Here is a 17,843-nt window from a genome sequence, read left to right as displayed (position 1 = left end):
TTCATTCCTTTTCCCCTCTAAAGGGATAATTTGTTACAAATTGTTGATATTGGTTTTTATTGTAAAGATCATTATTAAAAAGATGCAGTTCAAGATCCGCCTTTGAATCATCCCCCCAAAAGAGTTCATCGCCAACAATGAATGTAGGAACACCGAAGGCCCCACTCTTTTTGGCCTCATTAACATTCGTCTTCAATTCTCTTCTTATTTCTTTATCAGTAACTTTATCCATCAGAGCTTGACCATCAAATTGGTTTTCTAATAAGAGAGTTAGAAGAACATCCTCATCTTCCATATCCAATGACTGAACCCAGGTTGCTTCAAAAAGAAGATTAATCAACTCAACTTGACGCTCTTTTTCAACTGCAAGAGCTAACCTTAAGCAATAGAGAGAATTAAAAGGGAGAAGTTTTGGAATGTTAAAGCGCACACCTCTTTTTTGTGCTTTTCGCAAGCAGTCTTTAAAAAGATAATTTCTCTTTGGCGCAATCTCAGCGGGCCCCTTTGTTTCAAACTGAGTTATTAAAGGAGCAAGAGTGACAGGCAAAAACTCGACAGAATAACCCGAGGAAATCCATTGTCTATAATTCTCTCTTACCCACGTCCAACTCAAATAAGAATAGGGAGAGAGAAAATCAAAATAATATTTAATCACTTTATCATTCATTATCGTATCCAAACATTCTTAAGGTAGAGGACTCCCCCTTGCCTATTAAGATCAGGAGGCAATTTATAAGAAAAATTAACAAAATCGCCTAGTTTTCTTGTATTTTAGAAGATACGTATTCGTATGCCAATATTTCTCTAAAGAAAGACTAAATAAGTCTGTGATTCTAGAAAGTTTCGTTTATACCGCATTGAAAAATATCCCAATTGATCCTAAAATTTCTCTATTAAAGAATTCACATCAAAAGGTAGAAGATGGGCTATACACCACTTAGAATTTCAACTGTTAAGCCAAACAGAGAGTTGTCTTTTGACTTATACATATTCTTCAAAGAGACATATCTCCGCTATACGGAAAGAGGCACACAAATTGCTGATGAAAAGTACAACAAACTTAAAAAGCAAAAGATAGCTAAATTCTATATTACAGAAAATGATGAACCCCTCTATCAACAATTTCTCGATAATCTTCTTCAAGAAACGATGAACTCTCCAACAGCGACTGTTGACGAGAAAGTGAATCTTGTAGAAGGAGCTTGTGGAACAGCTGTTGAAAGAATGCAAAAAGATCCAGAGAGTGAAAGTTCATATAGAATGACTCAAAATGCAGCAAAAAGTCTGCGACAAGTGATTGCCGGCAATCCTGATGCACTTAAAAAGATTTTTGGTAAAAAGGCATCTGATGCTGATTTAATTATTAAGCACTCACTCAATGTCTCGGCCCTTTCAACAAAGCTTGCTGAAAAATGTAAACTTCCTGATGAAGAAATCGACAACATCGCAACAGCTGCTCTCATTCATGATGTCGGAATTGCAAGAATGCCAAAAGAAGACCAGGCCCTATTTAAAAAACCTCGTACCGAGTATGGTACTGATGATAAGAGGCTTTATGGTTTCCACGTCAAAGATGCTGTTGAAGTTTTAAAAGATAAACCTTGGGTAACTCAAGCGATTATCGAACTTGTCGTCAATCACGAAGAAGTTCTCAGTGGACAGGGACCAAATAAGAAATCAAAACTTAGCCCATCTGAAGAGATCCTCTCGCTCGTTAACAACTATGATAAAAGAATTATCACCACGGGAAAGACTCCTAAGGAAACAATCAAGGAAATGACCATTGATGAAGTTGGAAACTATAGTCTCGATCTTATCAACAAATTCAAAGAAGTCCTTCAAACAGAAGGTTTTCTGGACTAGTTTTACTCTTCTACTCTGTCTCTCCTGTCAGATTGAAAAGAAAGAGTATACGATTGAATCTTGTGAAGAACTCGCGATGAAAGACTTTAGAGGTCTTCCTAATTACGGTTCAGAATTTAAAAAGAATTGTCAGGGAAAGGTTCTTCGCTACAGTAGGCGAACTTGTCAGCTAGCTTTTAATGAACTCGTACAAGGTAAAAAAGAGCAAGAACTCATCGCGAAATTTGGCGAGAGAATCATACAATGTTTCAATGAGAGAGAACTCAATAAGTATGGTCGTTAATTAAACGACCACACGAATTGAATCTAATTGAATATCACTTATCTCTATAAAATTTAAAACTTCATTGAGTGCGATTTTTGAGAATTCTATTTCTTCACTGCGCACACTTGGGTTAATTTTTTGTAGTTCTTCAAGTCTCGATATTTCCTGACCAAGAGCTAACATTGCCTCTTTTTTCGCGCTCTCTTTAATCGTCTCTGCTTTTGATAGTGCAAGGCTTCTCGCTTGATCTAAAGCTTGCTCTACTTTATCTTTTGGAAACTTCGAGGCCTTCATCTTTTGTTCAGCGCTTGAATCCATGACCTTCTCATCGAGAAGTTCTTTTGGAAACTTTTCGCTGAAGTCCTCTCCTTGTGGGTTCACAAGAACACGAATCGTTTGTGTTGGAAGATATCTTGATGTATCAACACCCTTTTTAGTAAGTGCACTTAACTTGAAAAAACACTCTAGAAAAACCTTTCCAGGCTTTCCACCCTTTCTAGTTACAACACTTACGTTTCCAAGACCTTCACTTTCAATCAGTTCCATTATGCCTTGAACCATTGGATGATCCCAAGAGATAAAAGAAACATCTTCTCTTTCAAGGGCCACTCTTCGATCAAATGTAATTCTCATACCATCTGACGGTAGTCCTGGAAAGTGAGGGATATACATATTATCAGAAGGCTTAATAAAAGTGACAAAAGGTTCGATCTCTTCCACATCAACACCAATACTATGAAAAACGAGATCTAAAAAAGAATAGAGTTCACTAGAGTTATCCATTGCTCTTACATTTCTAACAATCTCATAGGCTTGATCATGCTGATAGGAATTGTATTCAATCAACTGATCTCTTCCCTTTTCAAGTTCCTCTTCAAGCTCTAGGCGAAGAGTTTTCGTCTTATCAATTAAGTCATGACTTTGACTTTCATTTTCTAAAGCTTTTGCTAAATCAATTTTTACTTCAGAAAGAACTTTTGATCCTACCTTACACGACTTTTCAAACGCATTTAGTCCTTCATGAAACCAGTCTAAGAGAACAGATTCATGTGATTCTTTTGCAAATGGTACATGAATTTGAATATCAGACTTTTGTCCAATGCGATCTAGACGACCAATTCGTTGCTCTAAAAGATCAGCAGAGATTGGTAGATCAAAGAGAATTAAATGATGACAAAATTCAAAGTTACGACCTTCACTTCCAATTTCAGTACAAAGAAGAACTTGTGCTCCATCAGCTTCGACAAAGTAGGCAGCCTGCCTATCTCTGGCCATAAGAGAGAGATCACTATGAAAAACTCCCGTTTTGATCGAGGAAGAATTCTTTCTTATATACTCTTCTAGCTCAAGAACTTTCTTCTTAGATCGACAAATTAGTAGGGCCTTTTCATTATTGTTATTCGAAAGAAATTCAACAAGCCAGTTGGCCTTTTCATAGAAAAGCTCATCTAAATTATGGGCCGCTCTATAATCACCTTCAGGTTTAGAGTCTAATGAATAACTATTTAATATTCTTTTAGGAAAAAAGTCATAGTCATTTTGTAGATTTGCTCGCGTATTGCGATAGAGAATACGTCCCGTACCGTGACGGTCTAACAAAGATCTTAAAGACTCCTTATCACTTTCAGATAACTCTCCTTTGGAAAGAATCTCTTTCGCCTCTTCTGCTACTGCATGATAATTTGCCGATTCTTTTTTAAAAGCATCGTAGTCATAGAAGCGATTGCTATCTAAAAGTTTTAACCTTGCAAAGTGACCCATTTCACCAAGCTGCTCAGGCGTAGCCGTTAGTAGAAATGTCATTGGAGTTCTCGATGCAACTTCTTCTACGACCTGAAAAGCTAGATCTGGTCCCTCTTTTGTCCATTTCAGTTGGTGGGCCTCATCAACAATGATGAGGTCAAAGTCAGATTGCTTTAAAAGCTCTCTGGCCATCTCTGCTCCGCGGAGAAGGTCTAAGCTTGCAATTGAAAATTGTGAATCTTTGAAAGGGTTTGTTCCCTTTTCTAGATAGCTCTCTTGATTGATCGTTTGAAAGTTTAAATTAAACTTCTTTCTCATTTCAAAAAACCACTGATAAACCAATGAATCAGGAACCAGAATGAGAGCTCTATCAACGCGATTAGTTTTAATAAGATTATGTAAAACGAGACCCGCTTCGATTGTTTTTCCAAGTCCGACTTCATCAGCAAAGAGAACTCGTGGTAAAGGCTCATTTATCACCTTGCTTGCCACATAGAATTGGTGTGGAAGAAGTGACATTCTTCCTCCCAGAAGACCCTTCACAGGACTTCTCTCATACACTTGGCGGCAAGCAGAAGTTTTTGATCTTAGATCAAATAAGCTTAAAGGAGATGAAAGGTTATTGAATAACTTATCTTGTGGTCTATTGAAACTTAGTGAGTGACAAATATCGACTTCGCAAAGAACATCTTCTTCACCTATATAAACGAGAAGTTCATCGACGACTTCTACTCTTTCAACAGTAAACTTCTTCGTCTGACAAACACTTTGAACTTTATCACCTCGTTGAAATTCAACTCTTTTTAAAGGTGCTGTTTTTAATCCATAAACACGAGTTGTATCAGAGTTTCGAAATTCAATATTGACTGTCTTTGGCAAGACCTCACAAATGATCCCAAGACCGAGTTCTGGTTCAGCTTCACTAATCCAGCGTTGACCGACAATAAAGTTTCTCATATGACCCTCAAATTCTTAAAATTTTCTAAGAGATGAATTTACATGAGTTCGAAATATTTGCAATAGAGAATAGAGTACTTATAGGGAAATTTCATGGCCAAATGACTGAAAAAAGAGGGCCTACTGGCCCCCAAAGACTGAGCGAAAAAAGCTCTTTAATTTTGATTGAGAAGTAATTTGGTGATTCAATGGAAATTGCTCACTAAAGTCCTCAAAGTTTTTGTCACGGTCTTGAATTTTAGAGTCTAACTGCTCAATAACAGTGTCATCAACCGTGCCATCACGAAGCTTCGAGACGATATCGTTATTCTTTTCAACAATTCTTCTGGCCCGTTTAACGGCCTCTTGCGCTGAAGATGTTCTCGTTTGCATTCCCATTTGATCAAATGTCTGCCAAGGTCTTAGAACTTTTTCCTTTTGATCAAATAAATCCTGTTTCTTTTTGTCTGTGTTCTTTTTTACATCATTAAGAGAAAGTGCCATCTAAAAGCTCCACTGACGAACTTCATGCTGATACTGATCTCTTGGAGTCATCATCACTTCATCTGGCTCTCTAAGTTCGACATACTCATGATATTGATCAACTCTCCCGTGTACTTCTTTTAAAAGCTCACGCATCTCCTTGGCAATTTCTTGGCCTGGAACGTGTTCAATGAGAGAGAGGTTAAGAGCAGTTGCTTCTTCACCAGAAACATTCTCTCTAACCCCATGATCAGTACATCCTGGAACATTTTCACGGTACCAAGACAAAATATCCTGAGAGAGTTTTCTATTTTTAGAATAACGAGTTGGGATGAAAACATTTTCAAAACGAAGTCTCATCTCATCTTTAAACTCTTTCAAGAAGTGTCTAAAGACTCTAAAGTTTCTAAAATTATTAATCTTACACTCTAGGGGTGAAATAAGAACATCACAGGCCACAAGAGCATTCGTTGTCAACTTGTTCCAGTTTGGTGAACAATCCATTATGACTAGATCAAAGTGTTCTTTTAAAAGATCAACGACTTTCTCTTTTAGCCAAAATTCACGTCGATTTATATTGCTAAGAGAATCATTTAAAGCGACAAGCTCTGGAGTCTCAGGAATCAAATAAAGATTGGCAATATCAGTTGATTGAATAATCTCTGTTAATCTCACTTGATTATTAAAAAGATCAGAGAGACCTTTTGTTCTATTGAGTTTTTCAATAACTTCTAAAAGATCTTCTTGATTATCCAAATCACTTTCAAAACCTAGTGCTGTCGTAATATCTCCTTGGATATCTAGTCCAACAACACAAACCTTTTGACCGTGAAGAGCTGCGGTTCTTGCTAAGTTAAGTGCAAGCGTACTTTTTAAAACACCGCCCTTTGTAGTAAAAACGGCCATTGCAGTCGATTTTTTAAATTTTTTAAAGAAGCCAAGCTTGCTTCCAATTGTTGGTAGGTCATTAATCGTCCACCCTTTTCTAAAAAGAGCTCCTGAACGATAACGACTTGAAGGTGGAATGACTCCACTCTTTTCAAATTCCTCAATCCTTTCCTTGAGATGCTGGCCACCAAACATCTCTGCGGTTTTTTTGAGGCTAAAGTATTGATTGGCCACAAACTTCTCCTAATAATAAGTCTAACTCAAATTCTACTCACCAAGATTTTAAGTGTCAAAATTATCGAGTTCTATGGTATTTTATAAGGAATGAATAATATTGAGAAAATCACCATCAAAAATGGTGAAACAGTCACCATTCGCCAAGTTATCCCTGAAGATAAGGAACTCTTTATTAAGGGCTTTAAAATGCTCTCAGAGCAAACGAAGCGCTTTCGCTTTATGAGTGCAAAAAAGGAATTGGCCGATAAAGAAGCTGAATTCTATGCAAAGCCTGATGGTAAGAATCATTTGGCCATTTCAGCAGGTATTGAAACAGAACAAAAGCAATTGGGTATTGGCGTTGCTCGTATCGTGAGAGAATCTGAGGGGTCTGATACCGGTGAATTCGCTATCGTTCTAGTGGATAGTTATCAACAAATGGGCATCGGAAAGCACTTACTAACAAGACTCTTTAAAGATTCCCTCGCGGTTGGAATCACAAAAGTAATTGGCACGATGAGAGTTGAAAACAAAGGCATGGAACTTCTTTTAAAGAAATTCAAAGGATTTCAATTTCATCACGCTGGATCTGGTTTAATGGAAATTCATGGCGATCTTGAAAAGGCCCTACTTTAGGCTGATCATCTTTTTTCCCTTGGTATACTCTTTCTGATCGACCTTACCTTTTGCCGTGACACCATCAATCTTACTAACAATATCAGCAATTCGATCTAGAGCATCTTCAACTTTATCAAGATAAGAGAAATCTTGCTTGGCAACTGCCCTATTGAGCATTCCCATAGCAATCGTCAAAGGATTATTGATTTCATGATTGTAAGTCACAATCATTGCATTGAGTGTTTCAAGCTCTTTTTTATCAAGAGAGTCGTTATAAAGAGACTTCAAAGAGACCTGCGTTTTAATTCGAGCCTCGGCTACATCAATATTTACAGGCTTTGTAATATAGTCATTGGCACCCTTTCTTAGAGAGTTTACGACATCAGAAGCATCACTTTTAGCAGTCACCATAACAATTGGAAGTTCGAAGGCCGAATACTCTGAACGAAGTTCTGAAAGAACTTCCTGTCCTGAGAGATCTGGCATCATAATATCGAGAAGAATAATATCCACTTCATTGGACTTTACATATTCAAGGCAAGAACGACCATCGTGCACTTCTGAAACTTCAAAACCGCGTTTTGCTAGGCTTTTCGCTAAGAACTTAGCGTTAATCTTATCATCATCAACTACGAGAACTTTCATCATAACTAGGCCGCCATTTTAGTAGTATCAAAATTCTTTAGTTCTTCAATGAGTGATTGAACTTCTGTTGCCAAGAACTCAGCTTTTTCAACAGAGCCCGCTAAGTTATTATCTTTGCCCATCATCTCAATTTCAAAAGCGACTTCACGAAGTTCGTCAGCACAAAAAGTAGCGAGAACCCCCTTCATCGTATGAGCACTAATATGAAGTTTTTCATGATCTTGATTTTTTGCAGCTTCAACAATAGCTTCGACCATTTCCGGATAGGTAGAAACAAAGTCATCTCTAATTTCTAAGAAGATATCTTCATCTCCATCAAACATGGCCACTAAGTTTTCCTGATTGAATTTCATTTTTTGATCCTCTTCAAATAAAAACTCATCATCCATTATAAACATAACTTTGCTGATATAAAGGATTTCTTTAGAAAACTTATCGTCAATTTGAATGGTTGGCTTAACTAATACAAGAAAAATAATATTTCCCCTGCTAAGCAGGGGAAATTACTTTAGATTTTTTTTAGAATCTCAAGACCAGACAGATAAGGTCTTAATTTTTCAGGAACTTTAACGCTTCCATCTTCTAGTTGGTGATTTTCTAGAAAAGGAACGATGATTCTTGGAGTTGCCACTGCCGTATTATTGAGTGTGTGAACATATTGAACATTTCCTTCACTGTCGCGGTATCTTGTATTTGTTCTTCTTGACTGCCAGTCATGAAGAGCTGAACAAGAGTGAGTCTCACGATATTTTTGCTCAGATGGAACCCAGCATTCAATATCGTACATACGAACTTTCCCCGTTCCCATATCACCTGTACAACATTCAACGATTCTATAAGGAAGTTCAAGTTCTTGAACAATTTCCTCAGATGTTTCTAATAGCATCTTGTGCCATTTTTCAGATTCACCGATATCGTTTTTACAAATAATATATTGCTCTGTTTTTTGAAATTGGTGTACGCGAATAAGTCCTCTTACATCACGCCCATAACTTCCCGCCTCACGACGAAAACATGGAGAATATCCAGCATAGAAAATTGGTAGATCAGACTCTGAAAGAATCTCTCCACCGTGAAAGCTATTAAGCTGAACTTCTGCTGTTCCAGAAAGATATAAATCGTCTTCTGGTAAGTGGTAAACTTGATCTTTTCCCGTTGGAAAGTGACCCGTTCCATAGAGAGCGTGCTCTCTTGCAAGGGCAGGAGTTGAAACGAGTGTGAATCCCTTCTTTCTAAGCTTATCCATAGCAAAGCGGTGGAGGGCCATTTCAAGAAGAACCATTTCGTTTCTTAGAGAATATGAACGTGAACCACAAACTTTAGCAACTTTTTCAAATTCGGCCCACTCGTTCTTCTCGAGAATATCGACGTGATCAAGCGGTTCAAAAGAAAAGCTTGGCACTTCTCCGTGAAGTTTTACTTCAACATTTTCACTATCATCTTTTCCAACAGGTGCTTTGTCTGAAGGTATTTGTGGAACAAGCCAAAGAAGCTCGGCTAGTTCACTTTCAACTTTTGTAAAATCTTCTTTCATCTTATCCAGTTCAGCTCCGGCCTTTTTTGATTCTTCAATCAATTTCGGTCTCTCCTCAGCTGAAGCTTTTGGAATTTGCTTAGACGCTGCATTCTTCTTTGTTTGAAGTTCTTGCATTTGAGTTTTAAGCGCTGTTACCTCTTTGTCGAGGTCGAGGATCTTATCAATATCAAGATCAATACACTTTAATTGGCAGGCCTTTTTTACGGCATCAGCATTTTCACGAATAAACTTAGTATCAAGCATAGCGTCATCCTTTTCATTCTATTACCCCTTAAATCTATTATAATTTCCCTCATTTATAAAGAGCTGGCGCATATTTACTGCCCAAAGCTGCGCATTTTTACCCTTTAATAAAAAATCGGCCCATAATATAATTTTGATAAATAAAAAAAGAGAATGAAATGGACTTTATTTTTGGCGACATTCACGGTTGCTACGACGAACTCGTGGCCTTAATAGAAAAATGCACGGAGCATCATAAAAAGCATGCCCCCGAGGAAACGCTACGCTTTATTTCCTGTGGCGATCTTATTGATCGCGGGCCAAAATCAAAGGAAGTCATCGATCTATTTATAGAAAATGAGAACTTCTTTGCCATTGCCGGGAATCATGAACAAGAATTCGTTAGTCTCGCCAAGGTTTTTGCCAAAGACTCTTTCTCTAAAAATACGAAACTACCTGTCTGGGTTCACGATCTAGAAAAGCAATACGAAGAGCACAAACATGAGATGCAAGAAAGTTTTGTCGATTATACTGAAGGAAAATTGTCGAATTGGATCGTTCAAGGTGGAAAAGAATTTATTCAAAGTTTTGAACTAGAACCGCTTAAGCCAGACACATGGACTTTCGATAAGAAGTATATCGACTTTTTTTTGAATCTCGACCTCATTTTTGAAGGTGATAATTATATTCTCACCCATGCTCTGATACTCAATGAGCAACAAGAGTCATTGGAACAAAATAAAATCGAAACAATTGAGCAGGCCGATCATTTCCTTTGGAATCGTCGAGCAAAAAATATTTATACTCACCCCGACAAATTAATGATCTCAGGTCATACACCATTTTTTGAAGGGGCAAAGTGGAGAAAAAACAAGAAAGTTCTCCAATTAGATACAGGCTGTTGCTATGGTGAAAAACTAACAGCATGGTGTAATGACGGTACCCTTTTAGAACAAGAAAAGGTATAGTGAAGCTTTTGGAAAGGAGAAAACAATGTCTAAATGTCGCTACTGCAATAAAGAAATTACTTGGATGAAAGAGGGAAGAAAAAATGTTCCTGTTGAAGGTGATGGAACGGTCCACACTTGCCAAGAGAGAAAAGATGCCATCAAGAGTTTTAAGAAGATTGAACCAACGACTCTAAGTCCAGAAGAAATTGCAAAGTACGAGCAAGCGATAAATAAGAAGAAGTAATGGAAGAGACTTTAAACTCCCCTTTTTTCGATTTAACACTCAAGAGATATCCACGCATCAAAGATGAGAAACTCAGGGCCTGGGATGCAGCTGATGAACTTATCTTAGAAGAGATCTCTTCGAGAAATCTGTCTGGGAGTGAAAAAGTTTTGATCGTAAATGATCAATGGGGTGCTCTTAGCTTAAATCTAAATTCATCTAATCCCCACATCTACCAAGACTCGTTTGTCTGTTCAAAAGGCATTATAGAAAATGCTAGGGACAATAAACTTCAAGCACCTCATTTAATCAATGACCTAAATACGATTGAAGGAGTTTATGATCTCATCATAATCAAGCTCCCAAAAAGTATGTCTTTCTTTGAAGATATTCTCATCTCACTACAAAAGAATATGACAAAAGACTGCCAAGTAATTATCGGTGTGATGATTAAACACTTACCAAAAGTTAGTTTTAAACTCTTAGAGAAATATGTTGGAACAGTGACAACGAGCTTAGCAAAAAAGAAAGCAAGACTTCTTTTTTCAAAGGCCGAACAACCTTCTCTTGTAGAAAACCCATACCCTTTAGAAGTGAAGATGCCTAATTTTGATCTGGCACTCATTAATCACTCAAATGTTTTTAGCCGAGAGAAATTAGATGTTGGTACAAGGTTTTTTCTTGAGCACATTCCTAAGGGAGACTACTCAACAATACTCGATATTGGTTGTGGCAATGGTATCGTTGGACTAAAAGCAAAAATGCTCAATCCAGCATCTCAAATCACTTTCTCTGATGAATCCTTTATGGCCGTTAAAAGTGCGAGAGAAAATTATAAGCTCTTCTTTGAAGATGAAGCACACTTTCATTGGACCAATTGCTTTGAAGATGGAAAAGAAGAAATCTTTGATCTCGTTCTATGCAACCCTCCTTTTCACCAAAATAATACTATCGGTGATTTCATTGCTTGGAATATGTTTCAAGATGCAAAGAAAGCTCTTAAAAAAGAAGGGAGGCTTCTTGTCATTGGAAATAGACACTTAGGCTATCACGCCAAACTTAAAAGAATTTTTAAGAACGTTGAACTTCTAGCAAGCAATCAGAAATTTACAATTCTTGAGTGCAGGAAGTAAATTAAAAGTTTGAAATTCGTCCAGCAAGTAATTCCGAAAGCGGTCTTGTCGTTTCAATTCTCGATAGAACAATTTTTAAAATCGCTGTAATTGGAACGGCCATAAACATTCCAGGCAGCCCCCAAACGAGACCCCAAAACATAAGAAAAAGAAGAACTGCAACAGGATGCAGATCCATTGACTCTCCCATAACCTTTGGTTCAATGACATTACCAATTGTAAATTGAATAACAAGTGATCCCAGAGAGATCGCAATGAAAGGCAAACCAAAACCAAATTGTAAAAGAATCACTGGCAGTGGAAGGGCCGTGGCGATGATGGAACCAACGTTTGGAATAAAATTAAAGAGAAACGTTAAAATCGCAAACATAAAGGCCAAGTCGACTTTGAATAATCCTAAGAGTATCCCAACAAGAAGAGCTGTAATGAATGACGTTGTAAACTTTGTCATTACATAGCGAGAAATCTTATAGTGAATTTCTTTAAAAAGAGCATTCTCTCCTTTTGTTGCCCCTTCCCCTACAATGAGAAAAGAAGTGATAATCAAAATAAGAGTACTATTGCCAACTAAGGAAACAATAGAGCCAGTAAATCTTTTTAAATAAGTAAAGATTGGCAGGCTCAAGATCTCTTCACGAATATTACTAGAGTCAATATGGATTCCATATGTTTTCAAAAGTACCGTGACATCTTCAAAGAAAGTCGCAAGTTTCTGCGTATAAAGATCAGCTCCGGCAATAAAGTTCTTTAAAGAATAAACGACAAAGAGAACCACAATACTCATCACGCAGAGAAAGAGAATAATGGTAATCAAAGCACAGACCATTCTTGGAAAGTGAAACTTCTTTTCAAGCCACAAGATAGAGGGACTTGAAATAGCGTAGAGAAAAAGAGAGATCACAAAAGGAATTAAGATTGCTTTCGTATAAACAAGCGCTCCGGTAAGAGCGATTAGAGTTAAAATAACCAAGCAAACATTATTTATCTTTTGAAAAGTTCCTTCCATGATCTTCCCTATTTTAATTTTTTAACAGTACTTAAGAAGTTGAGTCATAATCGCTTTTGCCGACTTTGGATTCAACTCTTTTTGATAATTTGTCACAATCGTTCTTGGAAGAACAACTGAACCAACGTGCTCTAATTGCTGTCTCATCGCATTACATACTTTTGATCCGCCACCACCAGAGTGTGTCGCAACAACAGAGAATTTACCATTGAAAGCAGCTCTCCAATCCTCTCCAGTTCTTGAAATCCATGCAACAGCATTATTCATAACAGGAGGAAGACTTCCGTTATATTCAGGGGCAACCATAACAATCCCTTGGCTTGCTGCAAGAGTATCAGCTACGTGAGTTGCTTTTTCAGGAATACCATTTCCTTCTTCTTTCGGTGAATAAAGTGGCAGGTCTAGTGCCTCGAGGTTAATGAGCTCTACTTCAGCTCCAAGTTCTTTTAAAACCTCTTCAAGCGAATGGCTTAGTTTTAAGTTATTTCCACTAGTTGCACAAAGAATCGAAACTTTTGCCACGATTGTTCTCCCTTTTTTTAATCTATAAATTTTATAACTTCTCTGCCTATTTAAGACTCTTCATATTAGACTCCAAAATATACAAAGTATCAATGATTTCAGGGAATTTCGGTATTATTTATGAAATGGATTGTCTTGATAATTTCTCTCTTTCACGGTCTAGCACTAGCTTGTCCCTTCTGTGTTGAGGAGAAGTCCGATCCAAGCCGATACATGATCGACCAAAATGCACAAATCCAATCCCACCTTGGTAGAGAAACTTTTGAACAAGTCGCCACAGAAGTTTACAACCTCTACGAGGAAGAATTTAAAAATCAAAACCGACCAACCAAACTCAATCTCTTTTGGGATGTTCCCTACTTCAGTGCTTGGGCAGTTCAAGAAGATGGCCAAGACCTCCAACACGAATCTTTTAGCATCAACTTCTGGGGTGGAATGGCGAGAATTCCAGGAATGACAGAGAAAGGCTGGGCCTTTACTGCTTGTCATGAAATTGGTCACATCCTCGCAGGAATGCCAAGAACAGAGCTCGACACAATGAGATGGGCTTCTAGCGAAGGGCAGGCCGACTACTTTGCAGCAGCTCAATGCTTAAAAAGATATTATCTTCAAAAAGATCTCGATAAAGATCTTCCTGGAGCTCTTCCTCCTTTGATTCTCGATCTCTGTCATCGCTTTCATCAAACGGATAAAATGAAACGTGTTTGTGAACATGTGGCCGAGGCGGCCCTTAGTTTTGCTCATGTGCTCTACTATATTTTTCCAGATGATGGACTCGCGAGTCTAACAAATCCCTCTCATCAACATGTCGAGAGAACGATCATCAATTCCTATCCAGATATTCAATGTCGCATCGATACCATTCTCTCGGGGGCCCTCTGTGACAAAGACCCCTTAAGTAAAGATTGGATCTGTGAGAAAAATCAGGGCTTTAGACCGAATTGTTGGTTTAATTCTTTCTAAATAATTTAACCTCTATAACCGATAAGAGTTCTATGAAAATACTAAAATCACTCATTCTAACGGCGCCTTTTATTCTTAGCTCTTGCTCAAACTTTCAAGCAACGAGAAGTCCGGCAAGTCAAACAAAACCAAAAGTCACTCTCAAATGTTTTAGAGAGATGCACATGTTTATGGAAGATGGCTACAGCGATAAGCTGAGAAAAGCTGCTGAAGATAAAGAGCTCGTTCACCGAAGCACTGATAGTTTAATCGTTAACAAACCAAAAGAAAGTATCAGAAAAGTAATCTACGATAAGACTTATCGTTTTTTTCGCTTTGTAAACGACAATGAATTTCCTACTTATTATATTTTTGACGAGGAAGAAACTCTTTCAAGTGTCATTGTTTATGTAAAGGCGCTCGCAGGAGACCCTAAAGCACAACAAAAACTTGAAGAACTGAATATTAAGATTGGAAAGTGGTTAAGTGATTATCAAGCCTACAACGATCAAGTAAAAGAACTTCTAGAAACGAGAGTTTCAATTAAATACAACTTAGAACTTTTAAAGCTCTATAAGAAAAAAGCAAAAGATTTTGATCGTGTTGAGCTTCAATTTAAAAAGAATGGAAAGTGGGAACCTACAGTTTTTACTTTTAGAAAAGAAGATGAAAATCTTAAAAACTTAATTGAACACCTTGAGCACGATTTGAAGTATTTTGATGGTGGAATCTTTGCTCCAAAAAAACAAAATGAGTTCGATCGCATCAACTTTAATTTTCTCACTGATGGAGTCATTAAAAATAGAATTTCCCATCAAGCAAAGCTAAAAGACAAGCTTGTTATCCTCCATAGAGAACTTGAATTTGCCTACCTTAACATTGGAAAGCGCGCCGAGTTTACTCACACGACAGCGGAGCAAAAAGCAGAAATTCAAGCACTCTACCAAAAGATTACAAAGATTTTAAAAGATGAGTCGATTCAACCTTCTTCTTACGCACGAAGAAATATCTCTTATTCAAAAGCAAAAGAAGAGTTAAAGCGATCGGTTAAAAATAATAAGGTTTATAAGAACTTCACTGAGAAGTCTGAGCTCATTAAAGAGTACTTAGAAAGCAAAGATCTCTCACGTGGAAAGATTCTCTCACAAGGTTATGCGGCCCAAGCGAGAATGGCCTATATTATGATCTCTGGTGGTATTCCACTCGGTGGGACAATCTATTGGTTTGATCTCGATGAGAAACTTGGTGAATACTATCAAGATGCTCTTCGCTGGTGGTATGGAGATAAGATTCTTTGTACGACAGAGAAAACAGATGATGCTTACACGAAATGTCTTTGGGTAAATTATCAAGAAGAGTTCCCAGATCTCGTGAACTTTGCCATTAAGAATCCAAGCTTCAACCCTTGGGATATGGAACAAATTAGACAAGTTCCTCTGCCTAAGGCCATTCTTGATGCCTATATCAGTGACTTTCAACAGATGGAAAAGTTTAGAGCTTACTCGACTTATATTAGAGATAGACAGAAGGAAATTCTTAAACTTTATAAGCAAAGCGTTTCTGGAAAGCCTGTGGATATCGATGGAATCAAAGAGTGTATCATCATCAATCCTAAGTACTTACCACTTTGTATTTATGAGAAAGTCTACACTCCTGTAGCTTCTAAACTCGATGATAAACGTGAGTTTGAACTCTTGAAAGATGACTTTGACTATCAAAACCCTGATCTGCCAGAAGAGCTAAGAAAAGAATACGATGAAAAAGTTCAACAGATCATGTATGAAAGAAAAATCATTGAAGATATCTCTAAACTTCCAAGTTATGCTGTGGATATTTTCTTCGACCAGAAATAAAAATAATAACACCAATTAAAATCATCATTAAGCAAAAGAGCTGGCCTAGGGTCAGCTCTTTTATTATGAAGCCAAGTTGCTGATCAGGCTCTCTAAAGTATTCAACGACAAAGCGTCCAAGTCCATAGCCAATTAAAAAGAGTGAACTCATAAAGCGCTCGACTTTAAGCTTCCCTTTCAAAATAAGCATCACTCCAAAAAGAAGAATCCCCTCGATAAAGGCCTCATAAAGTTGGGAGGGGTGTCTGGGAGTATTTCCATAAATTCGGGGAAAAATCACCGCCCAGGGCACATCGCTTACTCTTCCAGCGAGTTCTCCATTGATAAAATTAGCGAGTCTCCCAAAGGCAAGCACTGGAGGGGCCAAAAAACACAGGTGGTCAGACAAATTAAAAAAGCGAATATTCACTATTTTGCTGTAAATAAGAACCCAGATTGCGCTCAAGGCCAACGCGCCATGAAAGCTCATCCCTCCTTCCCATAAGGCCACAATCTTTTGCGGATTGGCCTGATAGAATGGCCAATTATAAAAGAAAACGTAGCCCAGTCTTCCTCCCAAGAGAAGTGCGATAAAACCGCCAAAAACAAAGCTATAGAGGCTCTTAGAGGACATCTTGAGGCTCTTGTTCACGATGAATTTCTCTAGAGAGAAGAGAAACCAGAAGTAGCCTAGGCAATAGACTAGCCAGTACCAAGGAAAGGCCAATGAACCAATGCGAAAAGCGATGGGATCTAGATTATGGATGTAATAACTCACCGAATCACCTAATTTTAAGATTCTATTAGGATTATTATACCTATTTACAGATAACATACAAAAAACTTACAATTTTTCTATGGCTTTAAAAATGAAGATCAAATCGAAGGTCAAAAAGACTGTTGTCACAGCGAGCTTTTGCTCACTGTTTACAAGCTGTGCGACAATGATCGGCGGTAGTGAAGACAAAATTCAATTATCGACAAATGCACAAGGGGCAAAAGTCTATCTCAATGACAAGTACATTGGAGACACACCTCTTAAGCGCTCGATTAGTCGCGATCTTCCTGATGAGTCGAAACTTACGGTCAAAAAAGATGGTTTTGAAGATGCAACCTATGTTCTTCGAAAAGAATTCAATCCAATGGCCACACTCAATCTAATCAATGTTGTTTTTTGGGGTGCTGATGCCATGATGGGCAATCTCAAGAAGTTCTCTGATGACTCCATTTACATTGAAATGGAGCCAGCTCAAACTCCTCTAAAAAAGAGCATTAAAGTTATTGGGAAGAATCAATTAAAAGACTCTAAGGCCTTAAGTAATTCACGAGTCGCTTCAAGCATTGAATCTCTATAACGATCTTCAATTTCAAATCTCTTTTTATCTTCATTAAACCTTGCTTGCTTTGATAGCTCTTTTCTCTCTTGGTGAGTTTTAAAGTGCTTGATCTCTTCATACAACTCATAGAAAGTATTAAAGTTAGGATTGGTAACATCAATCTTAGATGTTCTATTTAAAAGCATACGAATGCGAATACAGCCCTCTGAAATCTCACATTGCTTCTCGAGCACGGCCTTTCCAATAATGCGCAGGCTCTCTTCTACAAATTCCTCTCTTTCTCGATCTTTAAGAGCAAGTTCTTGTTTTTTATCAAGTTCAGCTTTTTTCACATTCTCCATGCCGCGCCAAAGTCTATAAGCAACAGTCGCTAAAACAACAATTAACAGACAAAGAACGACAAGAATTTGCCAGAAGTATTGGTTCAACATTTTCTATTTCCTTTTTACCGAGTCAACTCTTCCAGGGTTCAAGAGAAAGCT

20 protein-coding genes are annotated in these 17,843 nt (G+C 37.7%); 9 read left to right on the top strand and 11 right to left on the bottom strand.

Annotation, left to right across the window (positions count from 1 at the left end; genetic code table 11):
* Position 1 precedes the first annotated feature (1 nt).
* Complete coding sequence (locus HBN50_RS02395) at positions 2-667, bottom strand: 2-hydroxychromene-2-carboxylate isomerase (protein ID WP_273867643.1); 666 nt, start codon at positions 665-667, stop codon at positions 2-4.
* A gap of 254 nt (positions 668-921) precedes the next feature.
* Between HBN50_RS02395 and HBN50_RS02390 the strand changes: the two genes are divergently transcribed.
* Together HBN50_RS02390 and HBN50_RS02385 are read left to right on the top strand one after the other, a co-directional pair.
* Positions 922-1,863, top strand: a complete 942-nt coding sequence (locus HBN50_RS02390; protein ID WP_273867641.1) for an HD-GYP domain-containing protein — start codon at positions 922-924, stop codon at positions 1,861-1,863.
* Between the two features lie 76 nt (positions 1,864-1,939).
* Positions 1,940-2,146 carry a hypothetical protein gene (locus HBN50_RS02385; protein ID WP_273867639.1) on the top strand — a complete coding sequence of 69 codons (207 nt, stop codon included), beginning with the start codon at positions 1,940-1,942 and terminating at the stop codon, positions 2,144-2,146.
* Here the strand turns inward: HBN50_RS02385 and HBN50_RS02380 are convergent, their stop codons facing one another.
* From HBN50_RS02380 to HBN50_RS02370, 3 genes are all read right to left on the bottom strand, one after another.
* Entirely contained in the window at positions 2,147-4,828 is a 2,682-nt protein-coding gene (locus HBN50_RS02380; RefSeq protein WP_273867638.1) for a helicase-related protein, read from the bottom strand.
* A gap of 120 nt (positions 4,829-4,948) precedes the next feature.
* Positions 4,949-5,311 carry a hypothetical protein gene (locus HBN50_RS02375; RefSeq protein ID WP_273867636.1) on the bottom strand — a complete coding sequence of 121 codons (363 nt, stop codon included), beginning with the start codon at positions 5,309-5,311 and terminating at the stop codon, positions 4,949-4,951.
* Entirely contained in the window at positions 5,312-6,412 is a 1,101-nt protein-coding gene (locus HBN50_RS02370) for a ParA family protein (RefSeq protein ID WP_273867635.1), read from the bottom strand. It lies immediately after the preceding gene.
* A 90-nt stretch (positions 6,413-6,502) separates the two neighbouring features.
* On the opposite strand from HBN50_RS02370, the gene HBN50_RS02365 reads away from it, so the two are divergent.
* Positions 6,503-7,030, top strand: coding sequence for a GNAT family N-acetyltransferase (locus HBN50_RS02365; RefSeq protein ID WP_273867633.1), 528 nt, complete (start codon positions 6,503-6,505; stop codon positions 7,028-7,030).
* On the opposite strand, the gene HBN50_RS02360 is transcribed toward HBN50_RS02365, so the two are convergent.
* The 3 genes from HBN50_RS02360 to serS all read right to left on the bottom strand — a co-directional run bounded on the left by HBN50_RS02360 (position 7,022) and on the right by serS (position 9,437).
* Positions 7,022-7,660 carry a response regulator transcription factor gene (locus HBN50_RS02360; protein ID WP_273867631.1) on the bottom strand — a complete coding sequence of 213 codons (639 nt, stop codon included), beginning with the start codon at positions 7,658-7,660 and terminating at the stop codon, positions 7,022-7,024. The genes HBN50_RS02365 and HBN50_RS02360 overlap by 9 nt on opposite strands.
* 2 nt (positions 7,661-7,662) lie before the next feature.
* On the bottom strand, positions 7,663-8,010 hold the full coding sequence (locus tag HBN50_RS02355; protein WP_273867629.1) for an Hpt domain-containing protein: 348 nt from the start codon (positions 8,008-8,010) through the stop codon (positions 7,663-7,665).
* A 155-nt stretch (positions 8,011-8,165) separates the two neighbouring features.
* Complete coding sequence (gene serS / locus HBN50_RS02350) at positions 8,166-9,437, bottom strand: serine--tRNA ligase (protein ID WP_273867628.1); 1,272 nt, start codon at positions 9,435-9,437, stop codon at positions 8,166-8,168.
* A 158-nt stretch (positions 9,438-9,595) separates the two neighbouring features.
* Between serS and HBN50_RS02345 the strand changes: the two genes are divergently transcribed.
* From HBN50_RS02345 to HBN50_RS02335, 3 genes are read left to right on the top strand one after another with little or no spacing between them, the layout of a single operon-like run.
* Positions 9,596-10,384, top strand: coding sequence for a metallophosphoesterase (locus tag HBN50_RS02345; RefSeq protein ID WP_273867626.1), 789 nt, complete (start codon positions 9,596-9,598; stop codon positions 10,382-10,384).
* A gap of 25 nt (positions 10,385-10,409) precedes the next feature.
* Positions 10,410-10,610, top strand: a complete 201-nt coding sequence (locus tag HBN50_RS02340) for a hypothetical protein (RefSeq protein WP_273867623.1) — start codon at positions 10,410-10,412, stop codon at positions 10,608-10,610.
* Positions 10,610-11,722, top strand: coding sequence for a methyltransferase (locus HBN50_RS02335; protein WP_273867621.1), 1,113 nt, complete (start codon positions 10,610-10,612; stop codon positions 11,720-11,722). Before HBN50_RS02340 ends, HBN50_RS02335 begins: the two co-directional genes overlap by 1 nt.
* Position 11,723: 1 nt before the next feature.
* Here the strand turns inward: HBN50_RS02335 and HBN50_RS02330 are convergent, their stop codons facing one another.
* Together HBN50_RS02330 and HBN50_RS02325 are read right to left on the bottom strand one after the other, a co-directional pair.
* On the bottom strand, positions 11,724-12,728 hold the full coding sequence (locus tag HBN50_RS02330; protein ID WP_273867619.1) for an AI-2E family transporter: 1,005 nt from the start codon (positions 12,726-12,728) through the stop codon (positions 11,724-11,726).
* 21 nt (positions 12,729-12,749) lie between these two features.
* Entirely contained in the window at positions 12,750-13,250 is a 501-nt protein-coding gene (locus HBN50_RS02325; protein ID WP_273867617.1) for an NADPH-dependent FMN reductase, read from the bottom strand.
* A gap of 120 nt (positions 13,251-13,370) precedes the next feature.
* Here HBN50_RS02325 and HBN50_RS02320 point away from each other — a divergent pair, with 120 nt between their 5' ends.
* A complete protein-coding gene (locus tag HBN50_RS02320; protein WP_273867614.1) occupies positions 13,371-14,213 on the top strand; it encodes an ImmA/IrrE family metallo-endopeptidase in 843 nt (280 codons plus the stop codon).
* 32 nt (positions 14,214-14,245) lie between these two features.
* Positions 14,246-16,045 (top strand): hypothetical protein, encoded by a 1,800-nt coding sequence (locus HBN50_RS02315; RefSeq protein ID WP_273867612.1) that lies wholly within the window; start codon positions 14,246-14,248, stop codon positions 16,043-16,045.
* Here HBN50_RS02315 and lgt read toward each other — a convergent pair.
* Positions 15,999-16,802, bottom strand: a complete 804-nt coding sequence (lgt, locus tag HBN50_RS02310) for a prolipoprotein diacylglyceryl transferase (RefSeq protein ID WP_273867611.1) — start codon at positions 16,800-16,802, stop codon at positions 15,999-16,001. The genes HBN50_RS02315 and lgt overlap by 47 nt on opposite strands.
* Positions 16,803-16,881: 79 nt before the next feature.
* On the opposite strand from lgt, the gene HBN50_RS02305 reads away from it, so the two are divergent.
* Positions 16,882-17,379, top strand: a complete 498-nt coding sequence (locus tag HBN50_RS02305; RefSeq protein ID WP_273867609.1) for a PEGA domain-containing protein — start codon at positions 16,882-16,884, stop codon at positions 17,377-17,379.
* Here the strand turns inward: HBN50_RS02305 and HBN50_RS02300 are convergent.
* Entirely contained in the window at positions 17,316-17,792 is a 477-nt protein-coding gene (locus tag HBN50_RS02300; protein WP_273867607.1) for a DUF2489 domain-containing protein, read from the bottom strand. The two genes, HBN50_RS02305 and HBN50_RS02300, sit on opposite strands and share 64 nt — an antisense overlap.
* Between the last annotated feature and the right edge of the window lie 51 nt (positions 17,793-17,843).

This window comes from Halobacteriovorax sp. GB3, from assembly GCF_028649655.1.
In the GTDB taxonomy this organism is placed as follows: domain Bacteria; phylum Bdellovibrionota; class Bacteriovoracia; order Bacteriovoracales; family Bacteriovoracaceae; genus BSW11-IV.
Note: the sequence above shows the minus strand (reverse complement) of the source record. Positions and strands in the feature narration are given on the sequence as shown.

Coding starts and splice junctions, on each gene's coding strand:
- HBN50_RS02395 (WP_273867643.1), bottom strand. CDS start 667: ATGAATGATAAAGTGATTAAATATTATTTTGATTTTCTCTCTCCCTAT.
- HBN50_RS02390 (WP_273867641.1), top strand. CDS start 922: ATGGGCTATACACCACTTAGAATTTCAACTGTTAAGCCAAACAGAGAG.
- HBN50_RS02385 (WP_273867639.1), top strand. CDS start 1,940: ATGAAAGACTTTAGAGGTCTTCCTAATTACGGTTCAGAATTTAAAAAG.
- HBN50_RS02380 (WP_273867638.1), bottom strand. CDS start 4,828: ATGAGAAACTTTATTGTCGGTCAACGCTGGATTAGTGAAGCTGAACCA.
- HBN50_RS02375 (WP_273867636.1), bottom strand. CDS start 5,311: ATGGCACTTTCTCTTAATGATGTAAAAAAGAACACAGACAAAAAGAAA.
- HBN50_RS02365 (WP_273867633.1), top strand. CDS start 6,503: ATGAATAATATTGAGAAAATCACCATCAAAAATGGTGAAACAGTCACC.
- HBN50_RS02360 (WP_273867631.1), bottom strand. CDS start 7,660: ATGATGAAAGTTCTCGTAGTTGATGATGATAAGATTAACGCTAAGTTC.
- HBN50_RS02355 (WP_273867629.1), bottom strand. CDS start 8,010: ATGAAATTCAATCAGGAAAACTTAGTGGCCATGTTTGATGGAGATGAA.
- serS (WP_273867628.1), bottom strand. CDS start 9,437: ATGCTTGATACTAAGTTTATTCGTGAAAATGCTGATGCCGTAAAAAAG.
- HBN50_RS02345 (WP_273867626.1), top strand. CDS start 9,596: ATGGACTTTATTTTTGGCGACATTCACGGTTGCTACGACGAACTCGTG.
- HBN50_RS02340 (WP_273867623.1), top strand. CDS start 10,410: ATGTCTAAATGTCGCTACTGCAATAAAGAAATTACTTGGATGAAAGAG.
- HBN50_RS02335 (WP_273867621.1), top strand. CDS start 10,610: ATGGAAGAGACTTTAAACTCCCCTTTTTTCGATTTAACACTCAAGAGA.
- HBN50_RS02330 (WP_273867619.1), bottom strand. CDS start 12,728: ATGGAAGGAACTTTTCAAAAGATAAATAATGTTTGCTTGGTTATTTTA.
- HBN50_RS02320 (WP_273867614.1), top strand. CDS start 13,371: ATGAAATGGATTGTCTTGATAATTTCTCTCTTTCACGGTCTAGCACTA.
- HBN50_RS02315 (WP_273867612.1), top strand. CDS start 14,246: ATGAAAATACTAAAATCACTCATTCTAACGGCGCCTTTTATTCTTAGC.
- HBN50_RS02305 (WP_273867609.1), top strand. CDS start 16,882: ATGGCTTTAAAAATGAAGATCAAATCGAAGGTCAAAAAGACTGTTGTC.
- HBN50_RS02300 (WP_273867607.1), bottom strand. CDS start 17,792: ATGTTGAACCAATACTTCTGGCAAATTCTTGTCGTTCTTTGTCTGTTA.